Consider the following 20,531-nt stretch of genomic DNA (forward strand, 5'->3'; position numbering starts at 1 on the left):
CATGCGAATTATTTCTGACTATCAGTTTGTAGAAGATACCGATCGCGGCGCAACAGCAGCGATTGGCAACTTTGATGGCGTACACCTTGGCCACCGCTCGGTGATTGAGCTGGCGCGCAGCGCCGCACCTGATGCGCCCCTTGGCATTGTCACGTTTGATCCCCACCCGCGCACCTATTTCGCCCCTAGCGCGCCGCACTTTCGTTTGATGAGCAGTGCTGCCCGCGCATCGCGCCTTGAAAAAGTAGGCGTGAAGCGGCTGTATCAATTGCCCTTCAACACTGCGCTGGCCTCTCTTACGCCTTTCGATTTTGCAGATAAAGTTCTGCATCGCGGTTTAGGCCTAAAGCACGTCGTAGTAGGCGCTGATTTTTGCTTTGGTAAGGGTCGCGCAGGTACGGCACAAGATTTGGTCGACTTTGGCGCGCAGCTTGGATTTGGCGTCACCATCGCCCCGCTTGTGGCGCAATCCGAGCAAACCGTTTCCTCTACTGCCATCCGCAGCGCCTTGACCGAGGCCCGCCCGCGCGATGCGGCAGCCATGTTGGGCCACTGGCACCGCATTGAGGGCCCTGTGATAGGCGGCGAGCAACGCGGCCGTGAGCTGGGCTATCCGACTGCCAATATGTCCATCGACGGATTGCACCCGCCCGCATTTGGCGTTTATGCCGTGCTGGTTGATGTCCTTGAGGGGCCACATGCGGGCAGTTACAACGGTGTCGCTTCAATGGGGGTCCGCCCGATGTTTGGTGAGAACAAACCAAACCTTGAAACATTCATCTTTGACTTTAAGGGCGACCTTTACGGCACACCCCTTTCTGTCGGCTTGGTCGAGCACCTGCGCGGCGAAGAGAAATTTGACAGCCTTAAGGCGCTCATCACTCAAATGGACGCAGACAGCCTACGCGCACGCAACATTCTGGCCGCATTATGAGTGACCCTATCGACCGCGACGGCCTGTCCAAAAAGTTCTGGGAGCGTAAACCGCTCAAGTCGATGAACCCCAAAGAATGGGAAGCATTGTGTGATGGCTGTGGCAAATGCTGCCTTAACAAGTTGGAGGACGAAGACACCAACGAAGTCGCTCTGACAAACGTCGCCTGTCGTCTGTTGGATGACGCAACCTGCCACTGCTCCCAGTATGATATCCGCCACCAGTTTGTACCTGACTGTATTGTCATGACCCCCGAGAACATCGACGATCACGCCTATTGGATGCCACAGACCTGTGCCTATCGCCTGCTATGGAAGGGCAAGCCGTTGCCTGAATGGCACCCACTGATCACCGGCACCCAAGAAAGCGTGCACAAGGCTGGCGTTTCCATGCGGGGCCGTACGGTGAATGAATGGGAAACCGCATTCGAAGACTGGGAAGACCACATAATCGAGGAACCTATCTAAATGTTTTTTGCATCTGACAATTCCGGACCTGTCCATCCGCAAATAATGAAACGTGTGATGGATGCCAATACGGGCTACGCCATGCCCTACGGCAACGATGCAATCATGGACGAAGTCCGCGATGCCATACGCACAACATTTGAAGCACCCGAAGCTGCCGTTTATCTGGTCGCCACAGGAACAGCTGCCAACTCACTGGCGCTGGCCTGTTACACGCAGCCATTTCAGACAATATTCTGCGCCCAGCACAGCCATATCGAGGAAGACGAGTGCAACGCGCCCGAATTCTACACAGGCGGTGCAAAGCTAACGCTAATCCCTACCGATGACAAAATGCACCCCGATGATTTAGCCGCGGCTATCGCGCGCCGCCCTGCAAATTCTAACGTGCATATGGCGCAAGCTGGCCCCGTTTCGATCACCCAAGTTACCGAATTTGGCGCGGTTCACACATTGGAAGAATTGCGCGCGCTAACGGCAGTGGCAAAAGCCGCAAACCTGCCCGTCCATCTGGACGGTGCTCGATTTGCAAATGCTCTGGTTGCCCTGGGTTGTTCGGCAGCTGAAATGACGTGGAAATCAGGCGTGGATGTGGTCAGCTTTGGCGGTACAAAAAACGGCTGCATGGGCGTTGAGGCCGTTATTTTCTTTGACCCTAAAAAGGCATGGGAGTTCGAGTTGCGTCGCAAACGGGGCGCGCATCTAGCCTCCAAGCACCGCTATCTTTCGGCACAGATGGCGGGCTACCTGCAGGACGATCTGTGGAAAGACATGGCGCGTAGTGCAAATGCCGCCTGCGCGCGTTTGGCCAAAGGTCTGATCGCAGCCAGAGCAGAGATGAAAACCACCCCTGAAGCTAATATGATTTTCGCCCGCTTCCCGCGCAGTGTTCATCAAAAACTGCATGCGGATGGCGCGAAATATTACGTGCTGGACGGTGATGTTGCGAATGGTCCCGCAGATGAAAACCTAGGTGCACGTTTGGTGTGCGACTGGTCGATGACGGATGTCCTCGTCGACCAGTTTCTAAGTCACTTCTAGCATCTAACTCCGCGCAAGGAGGGCCTGTATCGGGCCAACAACAGCACCGGGATGGGTGATGGGCAACATGTGCCCTGCCCCTTCCACAACAACCCGTTCGATATTGGGCAATCGCTTTTGCAGTGACGCCGCAACCTTTGCGCTCATCGGGGGGGATTTATCCCCTTCGATAAGTACTGTGGGCATGGACGCCCGCTCCATACGGCCAGCATCAAGCAGACCAGCGCTGTCATGGTGCAGAAACGCGGAACTTGCAGGCACATAGTGGATCAACCGCGTCATGTGGTCCTTCATACGCTCAGGCAACAAGTCCCAAGGCGTACCATCCCCCCAATCACGGTTAAACACCCGCGCAGCTTCACGTTCATCACCTGATGCAAATGCAGCATCCATCGCCGCATTCTCACGTTTGTATTCCTCCAGCAGCTCAGGCTCATCAACCAAGACGGCGGCGAAATACACAGGTTCGATCAATGTGAGACTGCGCACTAGCTCCGGGCTTTCGACCGCGATACGTAACGCAATGGTCGCACCAAAGGAGTGACCGATCAGGTCCATCGGACCTTCAATCAGCCCACGCGCCATATCCGTCGCAACATCATGCACGTTACCTGATCGGTCCCAAACGCCTGACTTGCCGTGGCTTGGCAAATCAAACGCCAAAAGGCTCAGATCATCTTTTAATGCGGCCGCCACCCCCCGCCATGCGCCAGAATGGCCCAAGGTACAGTGAACGGCGAGCGCACGACGCTCTGCTCCCTCGTAAAGGTGCGTGTGTGTATGTAGCGTCACAGCTTTCCTTGCAGATACAGATCCACGTCATCGACCCGGTCTTGGCCCCAGAACCGTTGGTCATCAACCACATAGAACGGCGCGCCAAACACACCCGCATCAACCGCCTCATCGAGGTTGCGCGCATATGTTTCGGCACCTTCTAACAAACCACTATCTGCCAATGCCGGATCAAATCCCGCCTCGGTCAGGCAGGCGCGGACAACATCATCTTCTGCGATGTCCTTGTCTTCTGCCCAAACCGCGCGCGCGATGCTATGAGCCAACGCCCCTAAATCGCCGCCGCCCGCATTTTGCGCAGCAATAAATGCATACGCGGCAGGCGCACCATTGGTCGGCCAATGCGCTGGTTTGATGTTGAAGGGCAAATCAAGTTTTTTTGCCTGTCTTTGCAATTCTTGGGCACGGTATTCAACACGGCTGGCGTGGCGGTCTTTTGGCATTGTCCCGCCAGTACGGCCAAACCCTTGCACAATATCGAACGGCTTATAGTTGATGGTTGCGCCGTGTTTTGCGGCAACTTTCTCCAACCGAGTGCCCGCGAGGTAGCAATAAGGAGAAAGCGTTGCAAAATAGTAATCGATCTGGGCCATTTGGTCCTCCAACAAGGTGTGTCTGCTTTGCCTAACCCTAGGCACATGTTAATCGGTGTTCCAGAGACGATTCTGTACACCGCTGCCACGGAGCCTCCCCCATATGTCAAATACCCCTGAGCCAAAGCTGATTTCCGGCAATGCCAACATGCCACTTGCCAAAGCCATCGCGCGGCGGATGTCATTACATCGGGGGGTAAACGTAGATTTGGTTGATGCGCGCGTCGAACGCTTTAACGACAGCGAAGTTTTCGTCGAAGTTTTTGAAAACGTCCGCGGTGAGGATATGTTCATCATCCAATCCACATCGAACCCTGCTAATGACAACCTGATGGAGCTGCTGATCATGGCAGACGCCTTGCGCCGCTCCTCAGCTCAGCGTGTCACTGCAGTATTGCCGTACTTCGGTTATGCCCGTCAGGATCGCCGCACAAAGGCGCGCACGCCAATCACGGCCAAGTTGGTTGCGAACATGCTAGTTGGCACTGGGATCGAACGCATCCTGACAATGGACCTACACGCCGCGCAGATTCAGGGTTTTTTCGATATTCCTGTTGATAACTTGTATGCGTCGCCTGTTTTTGCGCTGGATATCAAAAACGAATTCAAAGGCCGGATGGACGAACTGCTGATCATCTCGCCTGATGTGGGTGGTGTTGCCCGTGCGCGTGAATTGGCCAAACGCCTGAACGCGCCACTGGCCATCGTCGACAAACGTCGCGAAAAAGCTGGTGAAGTATCCGAGATGACTGTGATTGGTGACGTGAAGGGCAAGACCTGCCTCATCATCGATGATATCTGCGATACCGCTGGCACCCTCTGCAAAGCAGCCGAAGTTTTGTTGGAAAATGGTGCAAAAGAAGTTCACGCCTATATCAGCCACGGCGTTATGTCCGGCCCCGCGGTAGAGCGTGTCACAAATTCTGTGATGAAATCACTCGTGATTACCGACACCATCGCGCCTACAGATGCGATCAAACAAGCACCAAATATCCGCATTGTTCCAACGGCGCCCATCTTTGCCCAAGCAATCCTGAACATCTGGAACGGCACGTCCGTTTCATCACTGTTTGAACAAGACACGCTTGGCCCGATCTATGACGGCATGTACGGCGACAACTTCTAAGCGCCCTACTCATCTTTATGAAGCTACCTGATCTCTCCTTCGGGAGAGATCACTCTGACCGCCTAATATCAGCGGTCAGCCAACATCCCAAAAGTCAGCATCTTCAAGTTCGCCGATCGCGGTCCATGCAATGCGCGCACGCGCAACCTTGGTGTCTCCCCACGTGCGGAACACCATATCAAAGCCCTTTTCAGTGACAGATTCGGCTGACACATCTGCACGCAAAACACTGCCCGCATCCATATCCCAAAGAGAAATCGACAAATGAACGGTTGGATAACTCTGATATTTTTCAGAGAACTTGATGCGGCGGCGGCGTTCTCGCTGGCCACGACCTGTCCACATTTCACCTCCGTCTTCAAAGTCCTCGAACAGGACTTCGTCACCACTGTCTATTCCGACAATCGAACTACGTAATTTCTTCATAGACACTTTATTCCAATGGTAACTCAGACGGGTAAACTGACCTATGTTTACGGCAAAAGTTTGGTCTATAAAATGCAAAAGGCCCCGCAATCACGCGGGGCCCTCTGAATTCAAAGTGAATTAGTTCACTCTTTGGCCGCTAGACCCATGTGTTCGCCCATTGCGACCATATCTGACAACAGTTTTGCTGCGTCATCCACGGGGCCAGGTTCATTTTCAAAAGCTTCTTTCACCTTGGTATAGGTGGTTTTAGCCTCTTCCATGATCTCGTTCATGGTTTCTTGCGTCATGTCAGCCTTAGCCAACGCACGTTCTGCCAAAACCGACACACCCGTTGCAGTGATCTCGGCGAAACCGCCGGTAACCACATACTGAGACTGCCCATCAGGGCCGTCCACTGTCAGGATGCCGGGGCGCAGAGTGGTGATGGTTGGTGCATGATCAGGCATAGCCGTCATGTCACCATCCGCACCGGGAATCTGCACCGAAGCCACTTGGGCCGAGGCAAGGCGCCGCTCAGGCGACACCAGATCGAATTGCATCGTGTCTGCCATTACAGGGCCTCCTTAAGCAGCGTCAGCCGCCATTTTCTCGGCTTTCGCCTTCACTTCTTCGATGCCGCCTACCATGTAGAACGCACCTTCTGGAAGGTGGTCATACTCGCCAGCAACGACTTCTTTGAACGATTGAACAGTTTCCGCAAGTGGAACCTGCTTACCATCCGCACCGGTAAAGACCTTCGCAACGTCAAACGGCTGGGACAAGAAACGCTCGATCTTACGCGCACGGGCTACTGCCAGTTTGTCGTCTTCTGAGAGTTCGTCCATGCCGAGGATCGCGATGATATCCTGAAGCGATTTGTAGCGCTGCAAGATCTGCTGAACGTCTGTCGCAACTTTGTAGTGCTCTTCACCGATTACAAGTGGATCAAGCAGACGCGACGTGGAGCCCAACGGATCAACCGCAGGATAGATACCTTTTTCCGAGATCGAGCGATCCAGAACTGTTGTCGCATCGAGGTGCGCAAACGATGTCGCTGGTGCAGGGTCTGTAAGGTCATCCGCAGGAACATATACGGCCTGAACGGACGTAATCGAACCGGACTTGGTGGATGTAATGCGTTCCTGCATCTGGCCCATATCGGTGGCCAATGTTGGCTGGTAGCCAACAGCAGAAGGAATACGACCCAACAGAGCGGAAACTTCGGAACCAGCCTGTGTGAAGCGGAAGATGTTGTCCACAAAGAACAGAACGTCTGTACCGGATTGGTCACGGAACTGCTCGGCCAATGTCAAACCTGTCAGGGCAACACGCATACGCGCACCTGGAGGTTCGTTCATCTGACCGTAAACCAGTGCCACTTTGGATTCGAGCAAGTTATCAGGAACGATAACGTTGGATTCGATCATTTCGTGGTAAAGATCGTTACCTTCACGTGTACGCTCACCAACGCCCGCAAACACGGAGAAACCCGAGTGCACTTTTGCGATGTTGTTGATCAGTTCCATGATCAACACGGTTTTGCCAACACCGGCACCACCGAACAGACCAATTTTACCACCCTTGGCGTATGGTGCCAAAAGGTCGATCACCTTGATGCCTGTTTCCAGAACTTCGGAAGTGGTCGCCTGTTCAGCAAACGCAGGTGCTTCAGCATGGATCGAGCGGTGCTCGGTCGCTTCAACAGGGCCTTTTTCGTCGATAGGCTCGCCTACAACGTTCATGATGCGGCCCAACGTGGCGTTACCAACTGGGATCGTGATTGGCGCGCCGTTGTCAGTTACTTTCTGACCACGAACCAAACCTTCAGTCGCATCCATCGCAATGGTACGAACTGTGTTTTCGCCAAGGTGCTGAGCCACTTCGAGGATCAGTTTCTTGCCGTTGTTTTCCGTTGTCAGAGCGTTGAGAATCTGTGGCAGATTATCCTCGAACTGAACGTCAACGACCGCGCCGATGACTTGGGTGATTTTGCCGACTGCTTGTGCCATGTCGTTTTTCTCCAATACCTTACAGCGCTTCCGCGCCGGAAATGATTTCGATCAGCTCGTTGGTGATGACGGCCTGACGTGAACGGTTATAGACAATCGTAAGATCGTCGATCATATCGCCCGCGTTACGCGTCGCATTGTCCATCGCGGACATACGCGCGCCCTGCTCGGATGCACCATTTTCCAACAGTGCCGAGAAGATAGCCGTAGCCACACCACGTGGCAGAAGATCAGCGAGGATTGCTTCCTCTGATGGCTCGTAATCGAACAGAACGTCAGGCGCGTCGCCCTCAGCTACGTCGAATTTAGCCGGAATGATCTGCAACGCCGTAGGGATTTGCGTAACCACATTGACGAATTCTGAGAAGAACAGAGTGGCGACATCGAATTCGCCTTCGTCAAAACGGCCCAGTACGTCCTTCGCGATGCCCTGCGCTTCGACGTAGCCGATACGCTTGACCTCGGTCAGGTCCACATGGCCGACCATGTGTTTACCCAAATCACGCTTGAGCTGGTCACGACCCTTTTTACCAACGGTCAGGATTTTAACTTCCTTACCCTTAGCAATCAGGTCTTGAGCGTGTGCGCGGGCCTTTTTGGCGATGTTCGAGTTGAACCCACCACAAAGGCCTTTTTCAGACGTCATAACCAACAGCAGATGCACATCATCTTTGCCCGTACCGCTCAGCAGTTTGGGCGCGGAATCAGATCCACCAACAGACGCCGCAAGCGACGTCATCACAGCATTGAAGCGTTCCGTATACGGACGGGACGCCTCAGCTGCTTCCTGCGCGCGGCGAAGCTTCGCCGCGGCAACCATTTGCATGGCTTTCGTGATCTTACGAGTGTTCTTCACACTCGCGATCCGGTTTTTAAGGTCCTTGAGATTGGGCATTGCCTATCTCTCCTTAAGCGAAATCAGCAGCGAACGCGTCGAGAGCCGCTTTGATTGCATCTTCTAGCTCACCTTTGACCTTACGGTCATTGTCGGTGATATCGGCCAGAAGGTCGGCGTGCTTGCCGCGCAGGTGCTTCAGAAGGCTGGCTTCGTAGCGGCCAACTTCTTTAACATCCACTGAGTCCAGATAGCCGTTGGTACCTGCAAAGATCACGCAGACGATTTCGGCGTTGGTCAGCGGGTTGTACTGCGCTTGCTTCATCAGCTCTGTCAGGCGCGCACCACGGGCCAGCAACTGCTGGGTGGAGGCATCCAGATCGGAACCGAACTGAGCAAAGGCTGCCATTTCGCGATACTGAGCGAGGGACAACTTAACAGGGCCAGCAACCGAAGACATCGCTTTTGTCTGGGCAGAGGAACCAACACGCGAAACCGACAGACCAGTGTTCACAGCAGGGCGGATGCCTTGGTAGAACAATTCGGTCTCAAGGAAGATCTGACCGTCGGTGATCGAAATCACGTTAGTCGGAATAAACGCAGAAACGTCACCACCTTGGGTTTCAATGATCGGCAGAGCCGTCAGGGAACCGTTACCAGCGTCATCACCAAGTTTGGCGGAACGCTCAAGCAATCTGGAGTGAAGATAGAAAACGTCACCAGGATAAGCTTCACGTCCGGGTGGACGACGCAGCAGAAGTGACATCTGGCGATAGGACACAGCCTGCTTGGAAAGATCATCATAAACGATCAAAGCGTGGCGGCCGTTGTCGCGGAAGTGCTCTGCCATGGCTGTCGCGGAGTAAGGTGCGAGGAACTGCATAGGTGCAGGCTCGGACGCTGTCGCAGCAACTACGATAGAATATTCAATCGCGCCAGTTTCTTCGAGCTTTTTAACAAGCTGGGCAACAGTTGAACGCTTTTGACCGATCGCGACGTACACACAGTACATCTTTTTGCTCTCGTCGTCGCCGGCGGCCTTGTTAACCTGTGCTTGGTTCAGCATCGCATCGAGAGCAACAGCTGTTTTACCAGTCTGACGGTCACCAATGATCAATTCGCGCTGGCCACGGCCAACAGGGATCATCGCATCCACAGACTTCAGGCCGGTTGCCATTGGTTCGTGCACGGATTTACGCGGGATAATGCCCGGCGCTTTAACTTCGGCCAGACCGCGCTTGGTAGCACCAAGTGGACCTTTGCCATCAATTGGGTTACCCAAGCCGTCAACAACACGGCCCAGCAGTTCGTCACCGATTGGCACGTCCACGATGGAGTTTGTGCGCTTTACGGTGTCGCCTTCTTTAATGTCGCGGTCGGAACCGAAGATAACAACACCAACGTTGTCCGCTTCGAGGTTCAGGGCCATACCCTGAATACCACCGGGGAATTCGACCATTTCACCAGCTTGGACATTGTCCAGGCCGTATACACGCGCAATACCGTCACCAACGGAAAGCACGCGGCCAACTTCGGCCACTTCGGCTTCTTGACCAAAATTCTTGATCTGGTCCTTCAGGATCGCAGAAATTTCTGCAGCTTGGATACCCATTTATCCGACCTCTTTCATTACGTTCTGGAGGGAATTAAGCTTCGAGCGGATCGACGTGTCGATCATCTTGGAGCCTACTTTAACAATCAAACCACCGATGAGACTTTCATCTACGGTTTGGTGTAGTGTCACGGTTTTACCGGTTGTCTTCTTAAGGGACGTGGCCAACTTGTCGGCCTGCGTCTTTGTGAGTGCCTTTGCGGTTGTTACATCCGCGGTCACTTCACCTTTGTCTTCAGCAATGATGTCGCGCAGGGTTTGCACCAGCTGCGGAAGCACAAACAGACGACGCTTTTGCGCCATCAGTGCCAGCGTGTTCGCCATTACAGGCGACAGCTTCATCTTTTTTGCAATTGCAGTGATTGCACCTGCTTGCTGATCACGTGTGTAGATCGGCGAGTTGATCAGCGCGCGAAATTCATCGCTAGTGCTCATCGCGTCATGCAGGGCTGTCAAATCCGTTTCAACGGCTTTGACTTTTTTGGCCTCTTTGGCCAATTCGAATACGGCAGTCGCATAGCGTTGCGCGATGCCTGTGGAGATCGAAGCTGGTTCGGACACGTCCATCCTCTCATACGTCTTCACTGGGCTCGCCAGAATAGCGATACCAGTGTGTTGGCGCGGGCTTGGAAAACCTTTCCAAGCGATTAAATCTAGGGCGATGTAACAGACCGTTCTTCATGCCGCAATACAGTATAGTGATGACGCTTTCTGCACATTTCCCTACATTTCAAGGGTTTGGCAAATCTGCGGCCTTTTGCCCTAAGATTAATGTTATTTGAATTCAAGGTCGAAGGGCAATTTCGACGATTCGACCGCGATCCTAGGGGCCTCAAACGGGGCGGATGCGTCAACAACCTCATCAAGCCGAGCTATCAACGGCTTTCTGGGCAACAGCAGGTTTAGCGCAACGACGACCAGTCGCGAAGCCGTCCTTAACGGCGGCTATGACGATGACACATTCAAACTCGATGGGGCAAACTCAATGGGGCAAATAATGTGGCCAATTGCAAATTCGGCAAAGATACCTTTAACATTTTAGGGACTAAAAATACCACGAACGACGGTGATGGCCATGACGATGCTTTTAGGACTGGCGGTTCCAACGAAACACATGGCGCGGTTTTGCTCGGTGGCGGTGGTCCCAGAGATGACTTCAACGTTTCTGCCACTATGAATCTGCGCACCGCAGAAACGGATCGACATCCCAACTATGGCAGGCTTTGGCATTGAAATCGAAAGGCCTTACAACGTTGGCCATAGCACTCTTAACTTTTCCAGCGGCTCAAATGATGCAACCGGTTTTCGGTTTGATGGATTGGAGTTGTGCCACTCGGAAGAAGGAATCTGTACCGGGGTCATCGCGATCCCCTCTATCAATGTAAGCGCAGAGGTCACATTGGTCGTGATCCGAACGGGAGATAATGGCATTTCACTCGGAGACGTCATTGTGACCACAACAATTTTACCAACAACAGGCGAGGATATTCTGATCTTCGCCGATCACGATTACAACGATGGCATCAAAGACCCTAACCTGGAAACCGACACTGTATCGGGCCTAACAGGCGACGATAGGACAAATGAGTACGTTCAGTCTAACTCAACGCTTTAAGTACTGGAGGGTGGCACGGGTGATGAACTACTCAGGACCAAATTGTGGGCATGAAACGCTAGCGGCCCAACATTGCGCCTCGAAAGGCTTGCAGGTCTACGCGAGGAAGACATCGCCTTTACGTTCAGCTAAGATCGAAATGGGAATTTGGTGGGCGGTTAGGCTGGTTTTGCACTTGGTTCCAAAACACTGATCGGCGCGAGAGACCGCTTTCGCGCCACACGCCCCTTAGGGGGATAAACCAGTTTGGTCGCTTCAACCATAAACGCGCCACTTGCCATAATGGTCGGCACGTTGCGCCCTACCCGCTCAAATATCCCACCCGATTTCATCCACATCCGCTTGCCCGATGGCAATTGGTACAACGCGCCCGCGTGGCGCTCTGGGAGGAACTGATGTTTACGCAATTGGGCATCCAACTGCCCCGGCGAATAGGGCCGACCATACCCAAACGGCGTGCCATCACGGCGCGCCCATAGGCCTGCACGGTTTGGCACAATAAACAGCGCCTTGCCCCCCGGCCCCAATACACGCCAGCATTCTTCCAGCAAATCAGAGGCCCGCTCAGACGTTTCAAGACCATGCATCAAAACCAGCTTGTCCACATGGCCCGTCTCGATAGGCCAAAGCGTTTCTTCTGTCAGGACTGACGTGTTGGCCATCCCCGCAGGCCAAGGCATGACGCCCTGCGGCCCCGGCATCAGTGTAATTACGCGCCGCGCTTCTTTCAGATAGGGCCTCAAAAGAGGTGCTGCAAAACCAAAGCCAACTACTGTCTGGCCCTTTGCTTCTGGCCACAGCTCCAACATCCGGTTGCGTAATGACTTCTGTGCCGCACGGCCCAGCGCACTGCGATAGTAGAAATTACGCAAATCTTGCACATCAAGATGCATTGACAGGGCCTCTCATTACGCCATTCTGGTTCACTCTAGCCCAGCAAAGGAACCTTGCCCATGCCTTCCGAGACCATCGAGACCAACAGCCATACTCTGGTCACCATTGCCTGCCTCTCGGATAACTATGCATATCTGCTGCGCGAAAAGGAGACAGGCGTAGTCGCCCTTATCGACGTCCCCGAAGCCGCCCCAATAAAAGCAGAGCTAAACGCGCGCGGCTGGATCTTGAACCAGATTTGGCTGACCCATCACCATTTTGATCACATCGACGGCCTGCCCGACATATTGGCTGATTTTCCCGCACCTGTTTATGGTGGCGCCGCAGACGCGCACCGCTTACCCGAACTGGATGTCGCGCTAAGTGACGGAGGCAGCTTTGAACTAGGCGATACCCAGGTCCATGTGATCGACGTATCAGGCCATACGATTGGTCACATCGCATTCTTCGCCCCCGCAGCGCAGGCCGCCTTTACAGCAGATAGTCTGATGGCTGGCGGGTGTGGACGCCTTTTTGAGGGCACACCGGAGCAAATGCACGCCAGCTTTGCAAAAATGAACAACTGGCCAGATGACACGCTGATCTGTTCAGGACACGAATACACCACCGCCAATATCGCGTTTGCTCTGACGGTTGATCCCGATAATGCCGCGCTGCAGGCTAGAAACAACGAAACCCAATCCGCGCGTGCCGCTGGCCGCTTTACGGTCCCCTCGCTGATGGGCTTAGAACGCGCTACAAATCCCTACCTTAGGTCTGGTGATACAGGGCTGCGCAAGGAACTTGGCATGCCTCAGGCAACCGACGCCGAGGTGTTTAGGGAAGTGCGCAAACGCAAAGACAATTTTTGATCGCACTCCAGCATCCAAAGCCATACATTGGCTTAGAAGCGGAAGTTTACACATTTATTCACGCCCCATGGGTACCACTAAGGGGATACAGTGCTTAGATATTGGATTGTTCACTCAATTTTCACCCAAAACGCCATCATGAACGGTCCAAAAAAATAATTGTGACTGTTTTATTTAAGAAAAGACTTGAAGCTTGGCGTCGATCAACCAAACTCTAATATAATCAGGCCATAGTCGGACGGCAGGCATTGAGATACTTCATGCCACCCCCGGCCCCCTATCGAAAAGGAGCACGCACGTGCCTTCATTCTCGACCACTCTTGAGCAATCCATCCACGCCGCGCTTGCGCTGGCTAATGAACGCAAACACGAATTTGCAACACTTGAACATCTGCTGCTGTCCCTGGTGGATGAGCCGGATGCCGTTCAGGTTATGAAAGCCTGCTCCGTTGATGTTGAAGAACTCCGCGAGACACTAACGGAGTTTATCGACGAAGACCTCAGTAACCTTATCACTGACGTCGAAGGCTCTGAAGCGGTGCCAACAGCCGCCTTCCAGCGCGTAATACAGCGCGCGGCAATTCACGTGCAGTCCTCAGGTCGTACCGAAGTAACAGGTGCTAATGTACTGGTAGCGATCTTTGCCGAACGCGAAAGTAACGCGGCCTACTTCCTGCAAGAGCAAGAAATGACACGCTATGACGCAGTGAACTTTATTGCACACGGTGTTGCAAAAGATCCGGCTTTTGGTGATCCACGCCCTGTATCCGGCGCGCCCGAGCACGAGGAAGAACCCCAAGGCGTAACCGAGGGCGAAAAGAAGGAATCCGCGCTGGCGAAATACTGCGTCGATCTCAACGCGAAATCGCGGGATGGCGACATTGATCCGCTGATCGGTCGCGATTCAGAGGTGGAACGCTGCATTCAAGTCCTGTGCCGCCGCCGCAAGAACAACCCCCTGCTTGTGGGGGATCCCGGCGTTGGTAAAACAGCCATCGCAGAAGGCCTTGCCCGCAAGATCGTTGCGGGTGAAACGCCTGAGGTTTTGGCAAACGCAACCATTTACTCGCTAGATCTTGGCGCGTTGCTGGCTGGAACGCGCTATCGCGGTGATTTCGAAGAACGCCTGAAAGCGGTTGTGACCGAGCTTGAAGAGCACGACGATGCTGTTCTGTTCATCGATGAAATTCATACTGTCATCGGCGCTGGCGCAACATCGGGTGGTGCAATGGACGCCTCCAACCTGCTCAAGCCCGCCCTTGCTGGCGGTAAGTTGCGGACAATGGGTTCCACTACCTACAAAGAGTTCCGTCAGCATTTTGAAAAAGACCGCGCGCTCAGCCGTCGTTTCCAGAAAATTGACGTGCCTGAACCATCGGTTGAAGACGCACAAAAAATCCTCAAAGGCATCAAACCCTATTTTGAGGATCACCACGGCGTGAAATACACTGCTGATGCCATCAAGACATCTGTGGAATTGGCGCACCGCTATATCAACGACCGTAAATTGCCAGACTCGGCTATTGACGTAATCGATGAGGCTGGCGCGGCGCAGCACTTGGTCCCACTCTCCAAACGCCGCAAAACAATCGGCACCAAAGAAGTCGAAGCCGTTGTCGCCAAGATCGCGCGCATCCCACCAAAGAACGTCTCAAAAGACGATGTTGTTGTGCTGCGCGATCTAGAAGCGTCGCTCAAGCGGGTGGTCTTTGGTCAAGACAAAGCAATCGACGCGCTTTCCTCGGCCATTAAATTGGCCCGTGCAGGTCTGCGCGAACCTGAAAAGCCCATTGGTAATTACCTGTTCGCAGGCCCTACTGGTGTGGGTAAAACCGAAGTTGCCAAGCAACTTGCCGATACTTTAGGTGTCAAACTGCTGCGTTTTGATATGTCCGAGTACATGGAGAAGCACGCTGTAAGCCGCCTTATCGGTGCCCCTCCGGGTTATGTGGGGTTTGATCAGGGCGGCATGTTGACAGATGGTGTTGATCAGGATCCGCACTGCGTACTGCTCCTTGATGAGATGGAAAAAGCGCACCCTGATGTCTATAATATCCTGCTTCAGGTTATGGATCACGGCAAGCTCACCGATCACAACGGCCGCTCGGTAGATTTCCGTAATGTCGTGCTGATCATGACCTCAAATGCAGGTGCATCCGAGCAGGCGAAAGAAGCTATCGGCTTTGGCCGTGATCGCCGCACAGGCGAGGACACAGCAGCGATCGAGCGGACGTTTACACCCGAATTCCGCAACCGTCTGGATGCCGTGATCTCCTTTGGCGCGTTGCCAAAAGAAGTGATCATGCAGGTTGTCGAAAAATTCGTTCTGCAGCTTGAAGCACAGCTGATGGACCGTAACGTAACCATCGAGTTGAGCAGAAAAGCCACCGAATGGCTTGCTGACAAAGGCTATGATGAGAAAATGGGTGCGCGTCCTTTGGGCCGCGTCATTCAGGAATACATCAAAAAACCTCTCTCCGAAGAATTGCTGTTTGGCAAACTCGCCAAAGGTGGCGTGGTTAAGGTCGGTGTTAAAAAAGGCGAATTGGATTTGGTTGTTGAAGGCCCCGATAGCCCGCGCCTGACTGACGACAAACCACCGCTGCTTACGGCAGAATAATGCGGTTTGGTCTTTTGGCCTTACTCTCTCTCGCCGCGCCAGTCGCGGCGGGGGATTTATCGTTAAGCTCCCCGATCGATTGTGACCTGAATGGTCCCTGCTATATCCAGCAGTATGTCGATCATGATCCATCCCCAAAAGCCTCGGATTTCACCTGTTCAGGCCTCAGCTATGATGGGCATAAAGGCACAGATTTCGCGTTACCTACTTACGACATGATCGCTACAGGCGTTGATGTGTTGGCCAGCGCCTCTGGCATTGTTGCAGGCATTCGCGACGGAATGGAGGATGCGCGCTATTCATCCGACCGTGAAGCAGAAATCAAAGGGCGTGAATGCGGAAACGGTATCGTCCTGCGTCATGCAGATGGTTGGGAAACCCAATACTGCCATATGCGCAAAGGGTCGGTCACGGTTTCTGAAGGGCAGCAGATCAACACTGGCTATATTCTAGGACAGGTCGGCATGTCAGGCCGCGCGGAATTTCCTCACGTGCACCTATCCGTCCGCCATGACGGCAAAGTTGTCGACCCCTTTGATCCTGACGGAACCATCACCTGCGGTGAAACCGAAACCGACACGCTGTGGTCGGAGGATCCCAGCTACCGTGCAGGCGGTATTGTGACGATTGGCACCAGTGCCGCCATTCCAGAATTTTCTGATATCCGCGCCAATACCGTAACGCCACCCGATGCGCAAAGTAATGCATTGGTGATGTACGCATTCCTGTTTGGCACTCAGAAAGGGGATATCATTCGCCTGTCCCTTATTGGTCCGGATGGCGAAATAGTTGAGCGAGACACGCTCCTGAAACGCAACCAAGCACAGTCGTTTCGTGCTGCAGGGAAGAAGCTAAAAAGCGCACGGTGGCCCGCGGGTCTCTATTCTGGCGAGGTCACGTTGTTGCGCGATGAACAAATAATAGACAGTCAAAGCCTCTCGCTCATCATGCCCTGAACTTATTTCTCGGTAAACTTCAGCTCAATCCGACGGTTTCGCGTGCGCGCTTCGTCTGTGTCGGCCGTATCAACGGGCTGGTACTGCCCAAACCCATTAGCCGAAAGGCGGCCGGGCGGAATAGCAAGGAAGTTGGCCATATACTTGACCACTGACAGCGCGCGGGCCTGACTTAGCTCCCAGTTGTCAGCAAATTCACCTAACCCCGATAGCGGCACATCATCCGTGTGACCATCCACGCGGATCACCCAGTCAATCCCCTCTGGGATATCCGCGGCTACGTTTCGCAGAATGTTAGCCACTTTAGCAATCTCACGCGTCCCTGCACGCGACAGATCAGCCCCCCCTGGCGGGAACAGCACTTCGGAACTAAAGACAAAGCGGTCGCCTTCGATGCGAACCCCCTCTTGCGCCCCAAGAACACTGCGAAGCTGACCAAAAAACTCAGAGCGGTATTGCTCAAGGTTCTTCGTCTCTGCCTCCAAACGTTTGCGTTCGGCCGCCTCCAGCTCTGCCCGCCGCCGCTCTTCTGTCGCGACCCGCGCCAATGCCGTGTTGAGCTGTGACCCTAAGGACTGCAGCTCAACTTCACGCGCTACATCTTCGGCATCGGCCTGATCCAGCAACCCCTGAAGGCTGATCAATTGGGCGCGCAAGGCAGCAACCTGTTGATTTAACAATTCGGTCTGGCGTTGTGCGGCGGCGGATATTTCCTGCTCTTGCGTCAAAAGCGTTTCAGCCTGGGCAAGCAATGCAGCGCGGCGTTTAACCTCGCTCTGCGTTTCGTCCACGTTGCCTTCTGCGGCCAGTTTAGCGGCCAATGCCGCAGCAAGCCGTGTGCGCAAATCCTCTATCTGGGTGGCAGTTTCTGATTCTGTTGCACCCAGCTGCGCTTCCAATGCCACGATCCGCGTGGTTGCGTCCTGCAGGTTGCTCAGCAATTGCGCCTCGCTTCCTTGCGCATCACTAAGGGCACTTGCCAACCTCAAGTCCAATTCTTCTTCAGCGGCACGCGCTGCGGCCAAAAGGGTTAGCGTCTCTTCCGCACGTTTCCGCTGCGCCTCCAGCGAAAGCGTCATCGCGGTCAGCTCAGTATCTGCATTTTCTAACCGTTTACGAAGCGCTGCCGCAGCCGCCGCATCTGCCAACTGTATCGCTTCCTGCGCAGTCAACGCTTCCTGAGCAGACGCCGCATCAGAATTTAGCCTTCCTATTTCATTCTGCGCTGCAGTATTGCGGTCGCGCAGATCAGCGATCAATGCTTCTTGGGCCGTCAACGTATCTTGCGCGGAAGCCACTTCTGAGGTCAACGTCTTGATACCATCCTCTGCTTCGGCATTTTGCGCACGCAGATCAGCCATCAATGCCTCCAACGCTTCACGACGGGCAGCCGCAAGGCGTGCGGCCTCTTCTTGTGCGTTCACTTCGTTTCGGCTGGTTGCGAGGGCGAGATTCAGCGCCTCTTGCTCACTCAACAAAGTGGCTTCACGCCCCTCAAGGTCGCCTACACGTTCTTGGGCTGTATCACGGTCAGCAATTAAGGATGCAACTTGGGCCTCAAAGTTGGTGATCCGCGTTTGAGCAGCATCCAGCGCTTGTGCCTGTGCAGCCCGTTCAGATTGCAGCGACACAATAAGAGAGGCTTGATCTGACGCTTGTGTCTGTGCTTCGGCCAGAGAACTGCGCAACGCACCAACCCGCGTTTCCAAATCCGAGTTTGTCTGCTCTTCCAATCCTAGGGCCTGCGCAAGCGCTGCAACCTCAGAGGATAGCGTATCCAGTTCTGTTTCCTGACCCGAGATTTGTTCCGTGAGAACAAACTGGACAACCATGAATATAGTCAGAACGAACATCAACACCAGCAACAGGCCAGTCATTGCGTCCACAAACCCGGGCCAGATCGACGCCTGAAACCGCGAACCTGTGCGTCGCGACAAGGCCATTGCTAGCGCTCCCCGCCACCGGGTTGACCGGTGGCACGCATGCGTCGTGGTTCAGTACTGCTGCGCGGTGAAGAAAGCGCTTTGGTCAAATAGGACAACTCTTGGCGCAACTCGGCCATGCTTTCCTGACGACCAGCAGAGATTTCTTCCAATATGCGCAGCATCTGCACATCAATGGATCGCAGGCGCATCCTGCTTTCTGCGTCAGATCCGCCGTTTTCGGAAGCCTCGCCAAGACGGTGCTCAAGTGCGCCAATCATGCGTTCCTGACCATATGCAATCCGGTCTAGTGCGTCAGATGATCCGCCTTGATCACCCAATTGCACCGCCATCCGCTCAATCGCTACAGCCAAACTCCCTAAACTTTGCTCAACTTCTGCACGCCCAGCCTCTGAACGGCTGAACATCTCTTGCATGCTTTCCATCTGCTCGGCCATGTGATCGACCATGCCCGCCATCACCGCTTGTTCAGGCGTGCTATCTTCGCCAGAGCCAAAACCAACCCGTGTGATCGAGCTAAGCCAGTCTTCGAGCTCTTGATAAAAACGGTTCTGACCGTGGCCTGCGAACAACTCAAGCAAGCCCACAATCAACGACCCTGCAAGCCCTAACAAGGATGAGGCAAATGCTACGCCCATACCTGACAGTTGGGATTCAAGACCTGTCATCAGGCGGTTGAAGACATCAGTACTGGCTTCACCCTCCTGCGGTGAAAGGCTACGGATCGTGTCTACAATGGCAGGGACCGTTGTCGCCAGACCATAGAACGTGCCCAAAAGTCCCAGAAAGATCAGCATATTGACGATATAACGCGTGAGTTCACGCGCTTCGTCGATACGGGTTGCGACCGAATCTAGGATTGACCGCGTCGAAGACGAGTTCACATGCATCCGCGCGCCGCGTGTACGCAGTAATGCCGCCAACGGCGCCAACATTTGCGGCGGCGTATCATTGGGCGCTTCGCTATCCGACGCGAAGTTCTCGATCCACCGGACAGATCCGATAAGCTGCAACACCTGATAGAAACAGGCCACAACGCCGATCAAGAAAACAAAAACGATAAATCCGTTAAGATACGGGTTCGCTTGGAAGACGGGCAGTACCTTTGGGAGCGCAATAAATGCGCCAAACCCTGACAGGCCCAGTGCCAACAGCATCAAGGTGATCTGCCGGACCGGTTGTGAAAATTGCGGTTCTGCCTCGCGGTCTGGTTGCGCCATGCGCTTCCTGCTCCTGACCTTATTATTATTTCGGCTTAGCTTAACCCGAATTTTTTACAATCCCAAGGCTTTATGCAGTTATGATTTTTACCCGCCCTGCAAGCCATTCAAGAGCAGGATCATGCAAACCGACAGACACCAGATGTTCCGCAGTATTATACAGATATTCGGTATTTGGCCCACGTCCTCCAATAGCGTGCGCAATGATCTGCGCCTGCTCTTCAAGCGGCAGCCCGCCGCAGTATTGTTCATGTGCTTCATCAATCACATACACCACCGAAGTGACCTCACGCCCATCGCTTAGCTGCACAGTCAGATCCTTTTCCACATAAGCGGATGAGATCAACTCACGTTCACGCAAATAGGCCAGCGTTTCCGCCTCTTGGCCCGCAACAACCCGTAGCGCAACGCCTTCACATGCTTCGCCCGCTTGTTGATCCAATGCCAGTACTAGCCCCGGGTCGGCCACTGTTCCCCTGTGATGAATCGAGCGCATACAAAATGAGCGCGCGTAGTCTGGCAAGGTGCCGATTACACTTTCAGCGACTTCAAAACCGGGGTTCCAAAGCAAACTGCCATAGCCAAATACCCACATACTCATCTGGTTCTCCTGTG

20 protein-coding genes are annotated in these 20,531 nt (G+C 53.9%); 8 read left to right on the forward strand and 12 right to left on the reverse strand.

Annotation, left to right across the window (positions count from 1 at the left end; translation table 11 throughout):
* Nucleotide 1 precedes the first annotated feature (1 nt).
* The 3 genes from V7775_RS01565 to V7775_RS01575 are packed head-to-tail and all read left to right on the forward strand — an operon-like array spanning nt 2 to nt 2,442.
* Nucleotides 2–934 carry a bifunctional riboflavin kinase/FAD synthetase gene (locus V7775_RS01565; RefSeq protein ID WP_335750102.1) on the forward strand — a complete coding sequence of 311 codons (933 nt, stop codon included), beginning with the start codon at nt 2–4 and terminating at the stop codon, nt 932–934.
* Nucleotides 931–1,401 carry a YcgN family cysteine cluster protein gene (locus V7775_RS01570; protein ID WP_335750103.1) on the forward strand — a complete coding sequence of 157 codons (471 nt, stop codon included), beginning with the start codon at nt 931–933 and terminating at the stop codon, nt 1,399–1,401. Before V7775_RS01565 ends, V7775_RS01570 begins: the two co-directional genes overlap by 4 nt.
* Nucleotides 1,402–2,442 carry a threonine aldolase family protein gene (locus V7775_RS01575; RefSeq protein ID WP_335750104.1) on the forward strand — a complete coding sequence of 347 codons (1,041 nt, stop codon included), beginning with the start codon at nt 1,402–1,404 and terminating at the stop codon, nt 2,440–2,442. It abuts the gene before it with no gap.
* A 3-nt stretch (nt 2,443–2,445) separates the two neighbouring features.
* Here V7775_RS01575 and V7775_RS01580 read toward each other — a convergent pair whose 3' ends face one another.
* Entirely contained in the window at nt 2,446–3,234 is a 789-nt protein-coding gene (locus tag V7775_RS01580) for an alpha/beta fold hydrolase (protein WP_335750105.1), read from the reverse strand.
* The gene (locus V7775_RS01585; protein WP_335750106.1) at nt 3,231–3,827 is read right to left on the reverse strand and encodes a 2-hydroxychromene-2-carboxylate isomerase; all 597 of its coding nucleotides are present in this window, start codon (nt 3,825–3,827) and stop codon (nt 3,231–3,233) included. Before V7775_RS01585 ends, V7775_RS01580 begins: the two co-directional genes overlap by 4 nt.
* 103 nt (nt 3,828–3,930) lie before the next feature.
* Between V7775_RS01585 and V7775_RS01590 the strand changes: the two genes are divergently transcribed.
* Complete coding sequence (locus tag V7775_RS01590) at nt 3,931–4,953, forward strand: ribose-phosphate pyrophosphokinase (RefSeq protein ID WP_335750107.1); 1,023 nt, start codon at nt 3,931–3,933, stop codon at nt 4,951–4,953.
* Nucleotides 4,954–5,028: 75 nt separating this feature from the next.
* Here V7775_RS01590 and V7775_RS01595 read toward each other — a convergent pair whose 3' ends face one another.
* From V7775_RS01595 to V7775_RS01620, 6 genes are all read right to left on the reverse strand, one after another.
* The gene (locus V7775_RS01595; RefSeq protein WP_335750108.1) at nt 5,029–5,379 is read right to left on the reverse strand and encodes an H-type lectin domain-containing protein; all 351 of its coding nucleotides are present in this window, start codon (nt 5,377–5,379) and stop codon (nt 5,029–5,031) included.
* Nucleotides 5,380–5,504: 125 nt separating this feature from the next.
* Nucleotides 5,505–5,933, reverse strand: coding sequence for a F0F1 ATP synthase subunit epsilon (locus V7775_RS01600; RefSeq protein ID WP_335750109.1), 429 nt, complete (start codon nt 5,931–5,933; stop codon nt 5,505–5,507).
* Between the two features lie 12 nt (nt 5,934–5,945).
* Nucleotides 5,946–7,370, reverse strand: coding sequence for a F0F1 ATP synthase subunit beta (gene atpD / locus V7775_RS01605; RefSeq protein WP_335750110.1), 1,425 nt, complete (start codon nt 7,368–7,370; stop codon nt 5,946–5,948).
* A gap of 19 nt (nt 7,371–7,389) precedes the next feature.
* On the reverse strand, nt 7,390–8,265 hold the full coding sequence (locus V7775_RS01610) for a F0F1 ATP synthase subunit gamma (protein WP_335750111.1): 876 nt from the start codon (nt 8,263–8,265) through the stop codon (nt 7,390–7,392).
* Between the two features lie 13 nt (nt 8,266–8,278).
* Nucleotides 8,279–9,817, reverse strand: coding sequence for a F0F1 ATP synthase subunit alpha (atpA, locus tag V7775_RS01615; protein WP_335750112.1), 1,539 nt, complete (start codon nt 9,815–9,817; stop codon nt 8,279–8,281).
* The gene (locus V7775_RS01620; RefSeq protein WP_335750113.1) at nt 9,818–10,378 is read right to left on the reverse strand and encodes a F0F1 ATP synthase subunit delta; all 561 of its coding nucleotides are present in this window, start codon (nt 10,376–10,378) and stop codon (nt 9,818–9,820) included.
* Between the two features lie 652 nt (nt 10,379–11,030).
* Between V7775_RS01620 and V7775_RS01625 the strand changes: the two genes are divergently transcribed.
* On the forward strand, nt 11,031–11,432 hold the full coding sequence (locus tag V7775_RS01625; protein WP_335750114.1) for a hypothetical protein: 402 nt from the start codon (nt 11,031–11,033) through the stop codon (nt 11,430–11,432).
* A gap of 158 nt (nt 11,433–11,590) precedes the next feature.
* Here the strand turns inward: V7775_RS01625 and V7775_RS01630 are convergent, their stop codons facing one another.
* Nucleotides 11,591–12,325 (reverse strand): methyltransferase domain-containing protein, encoded by a 735-nt coding sequence (locus V7775_RS01630; protein WP_335750115.1) that lies wholly within the window; start codon nt 12,323–12,325, stop codon nt 11,591–11,593.
* Between the two features lie 60 nt (nt 12,326–12,385).
* Between V7775_RS01630 and gloB the strand changes: the two genes are divergently transcribed.
* From gloB to V7775_RS01645, 3 genes are all read left to right on the forward strand, one after another.
* Nucleotides 12,386–13,177 carry a hydroxyacylglutathione hydrolase gene (gloB, locus tag V7775_RS01635; RefSeq protein ID WP_335750116.1) on the forward strand — a complete coding sequence of 264 codons (792 nt, stop codon included), beginning with the start codon at nt 12,386–12,388 and terminating at the stop codon, nt 13,175–13,177.
* Between the two features lie 298 nt (nt 13,178–13,475).
* Nucleotides 13,476–15,797, forward strand: coding sequence for an ATP-dependent Clp protease ATP-binding subunit ClpA (gene clpA / locus V7775_RS01640; protein WP_335750117.1), 2,322 nt, complete (start codon nt 13,476–13,478; stop codon nt 15,795–15,797).
* Nucleotides 15,797–16,753: a M23 family metallopeptidase gene (locus V7775_RS01645; RefSeq protein WP_335750118.1), complete on the forward strand. Its 957-nt coding sequence runs from the start codon at nt 15,797–15,799 to the stop codon at nt 16,751–16,753. Before clpA ends, V7775_RS01645 begins: the two co-directional genes overlap by 1 nt.
* A 2-nt stretch (nt 16,754–16,755) precedes the next feature.
* Here the strand turns inward: V7775_RS01645 and V7775_RS01650 are convergent, their stop codons facing one another.
* The 3 genes from V7775_RS01650 to V7775_RS01660 form a co-directional block, all read right to left on the reverse strand.
* Nucleotides 16,756–18,696, reverse strand: coding sequence for a peptidoglycan -binding protein (locus V7775_RS01650; RefSeq protein WP_335750119.1), 1,941 nt, complete (start codon nt 18,694–18,696; stop codon nt 16,756–16,758).
* A 2-nt stretch (nt 18,697–18,698) separates the two neighbouring features.
* On the reverse strand, nt 18,699–19,916 hold the full coding sequence (locus tag V7775_RS01655) for a biopolymer transporter ExbB (protein ID WP_335750120.1): 1,218 nt from the start codon (nt 19,914–19,916) through the stop codon (nt 18,699–18,701).
* Between the two features lie 70 nt (nt 19,917–19,986).
* Nucleotides 19,987–20,517, reverse strand: a complete 531-nt coding sequence (locus V7775_RS01660; protein ID WP_335750121.1) for a gamma-glutamylcyclotransferase — start codon at nt 20,515–20,517, stop codon at nt 19,987–19,989.
* Nucleotides 20,518–20,531 lie beyond the last annotated feature (14 nt).

This window comes from Sulfitobacter sp. (genome assembly GCF_036960155.1).
GTDB lineage: Bacteria > Pseudomonadota > Alphaproteobacteria > Rhodobacterales > Rhodobacteraceae > Sulfitobacter.

Bases quoted from the DNA above. Each gene is read 5' to 3' on its own strand.
- atpD (WP_335750110.1), bottom strand. From the start codon at position 7,370: ATGGCACAAGCAGTCGGCAAAATCACCCAAGTCATCGGCGCGGTCGTT.
- V7775_RS01625 (WP_335750114.1), top strand. From the start codon at position 11,031: ATGGCAGGCTTTGGCATTGAAATCGAAAGGCCTTACAACGTTGGCCAT.
- V7775_RS01655 (WP_335750120.1), bottom strand. From the start codon at position 19,916: ATGGCGCAACCAGACCGCGAGGCAGAACCGCAATTTTCACAACCGGTC.
- gloB (WP_335750116.1), top strand. From the start codon at position 12,386: ATGCCTTCCGAGACCATCGAGACCAACAGCCATACTCTGGTCACCATT.
- V7775_RS01585 (WP_335750106.1), bottom strand. From the start codon at position 3,827: ATGGCCCAGATCGATTACTATTTTGCAACGCTTTCTCCTTATTGCTAC.
- atpA (WP_335750112.1), bottom strand. From the start codon at position 9,817: ATGGGTATCCAAGCTGCAGAAATTTCTGCGATCCTGAAGGACCAGATC.
- V7775_RS01610 (WP_335750111.1), bottom strand. From the start codon at position 8,265: ATGCCCAATCTCAAGGACCTTAAAAACCGGATCGCGAGTGTGAAGAAC.
- V7775_RS01590 (WP_335750107.1), top strand. From the start codon at position 3,931: ATGTCAAATACCCCTGAGCCAAAGCTGATTTCCGGCAATGCCAACATG.
- V7775_RS01600 (WP_335750109.1), bottom strand. From the start codon at position 5,933: ATGGCAGACACGATGCAATTCGATCTGGTGTCGCCTGAGCGGCGCCTT.
- V7775_RS01645 (WP_335750118.1), top strand. From the start codon at position 15,797: ATGCGGTTTGGTCTTTTGGCCTTACTCTCTCTCGCCGCGCCAGTCGCG.
- V7775_RS01575 (WP_335750104.1), top strand. From the start codon at position 1,402: ATGTTTTTTGCATCTGACAATTCCGGACCTGTCCATCCGCAAATAATG.
- V7775_RS01650 (WP_335750119.1), bottom strand. From the start codon at position 18,696: ATGGCCTTGTCGCGACGCACAGGTTCGCGGTTTCAGGCGTCGATCTGG.
- V7775_RS01565 (WP_335750102.1), top strand. From the start codon at position 2: ATGCGAATTATTTCTGACTATCAGTTTGTAGAAGATACCGATCGCGGC.
- V7775_RS01595 (WP_335750108.1), bottom strand. From the start codon at position 5,379: ATGAAGAAATTACGTAGTTCGATTGTCGGAATAGACAGTGGTGACGAA.
- V7775_RS01660 (WP_335750121.1), bottom strand. From the start codon at position 20,517: ATGAGTATGTGGGTATTTGGCTATGGCAGTTTGCTTTGGAACCCCGGT.
- V7775_RS01630 (WP_335750115.1), bottom strand. From the start codon at position 12,325: ATGCATCTTGATGTGCAAGATTTGCGTAATTTCTACTATCGCAGTGCG.
- V7775_RS01570 (WP_335750103.1), top strand. From the start codon at position 931: ATGAGTGACCCTATCGACCGCGACGGCCTGTCCAAAAAGTTCTGGGAG.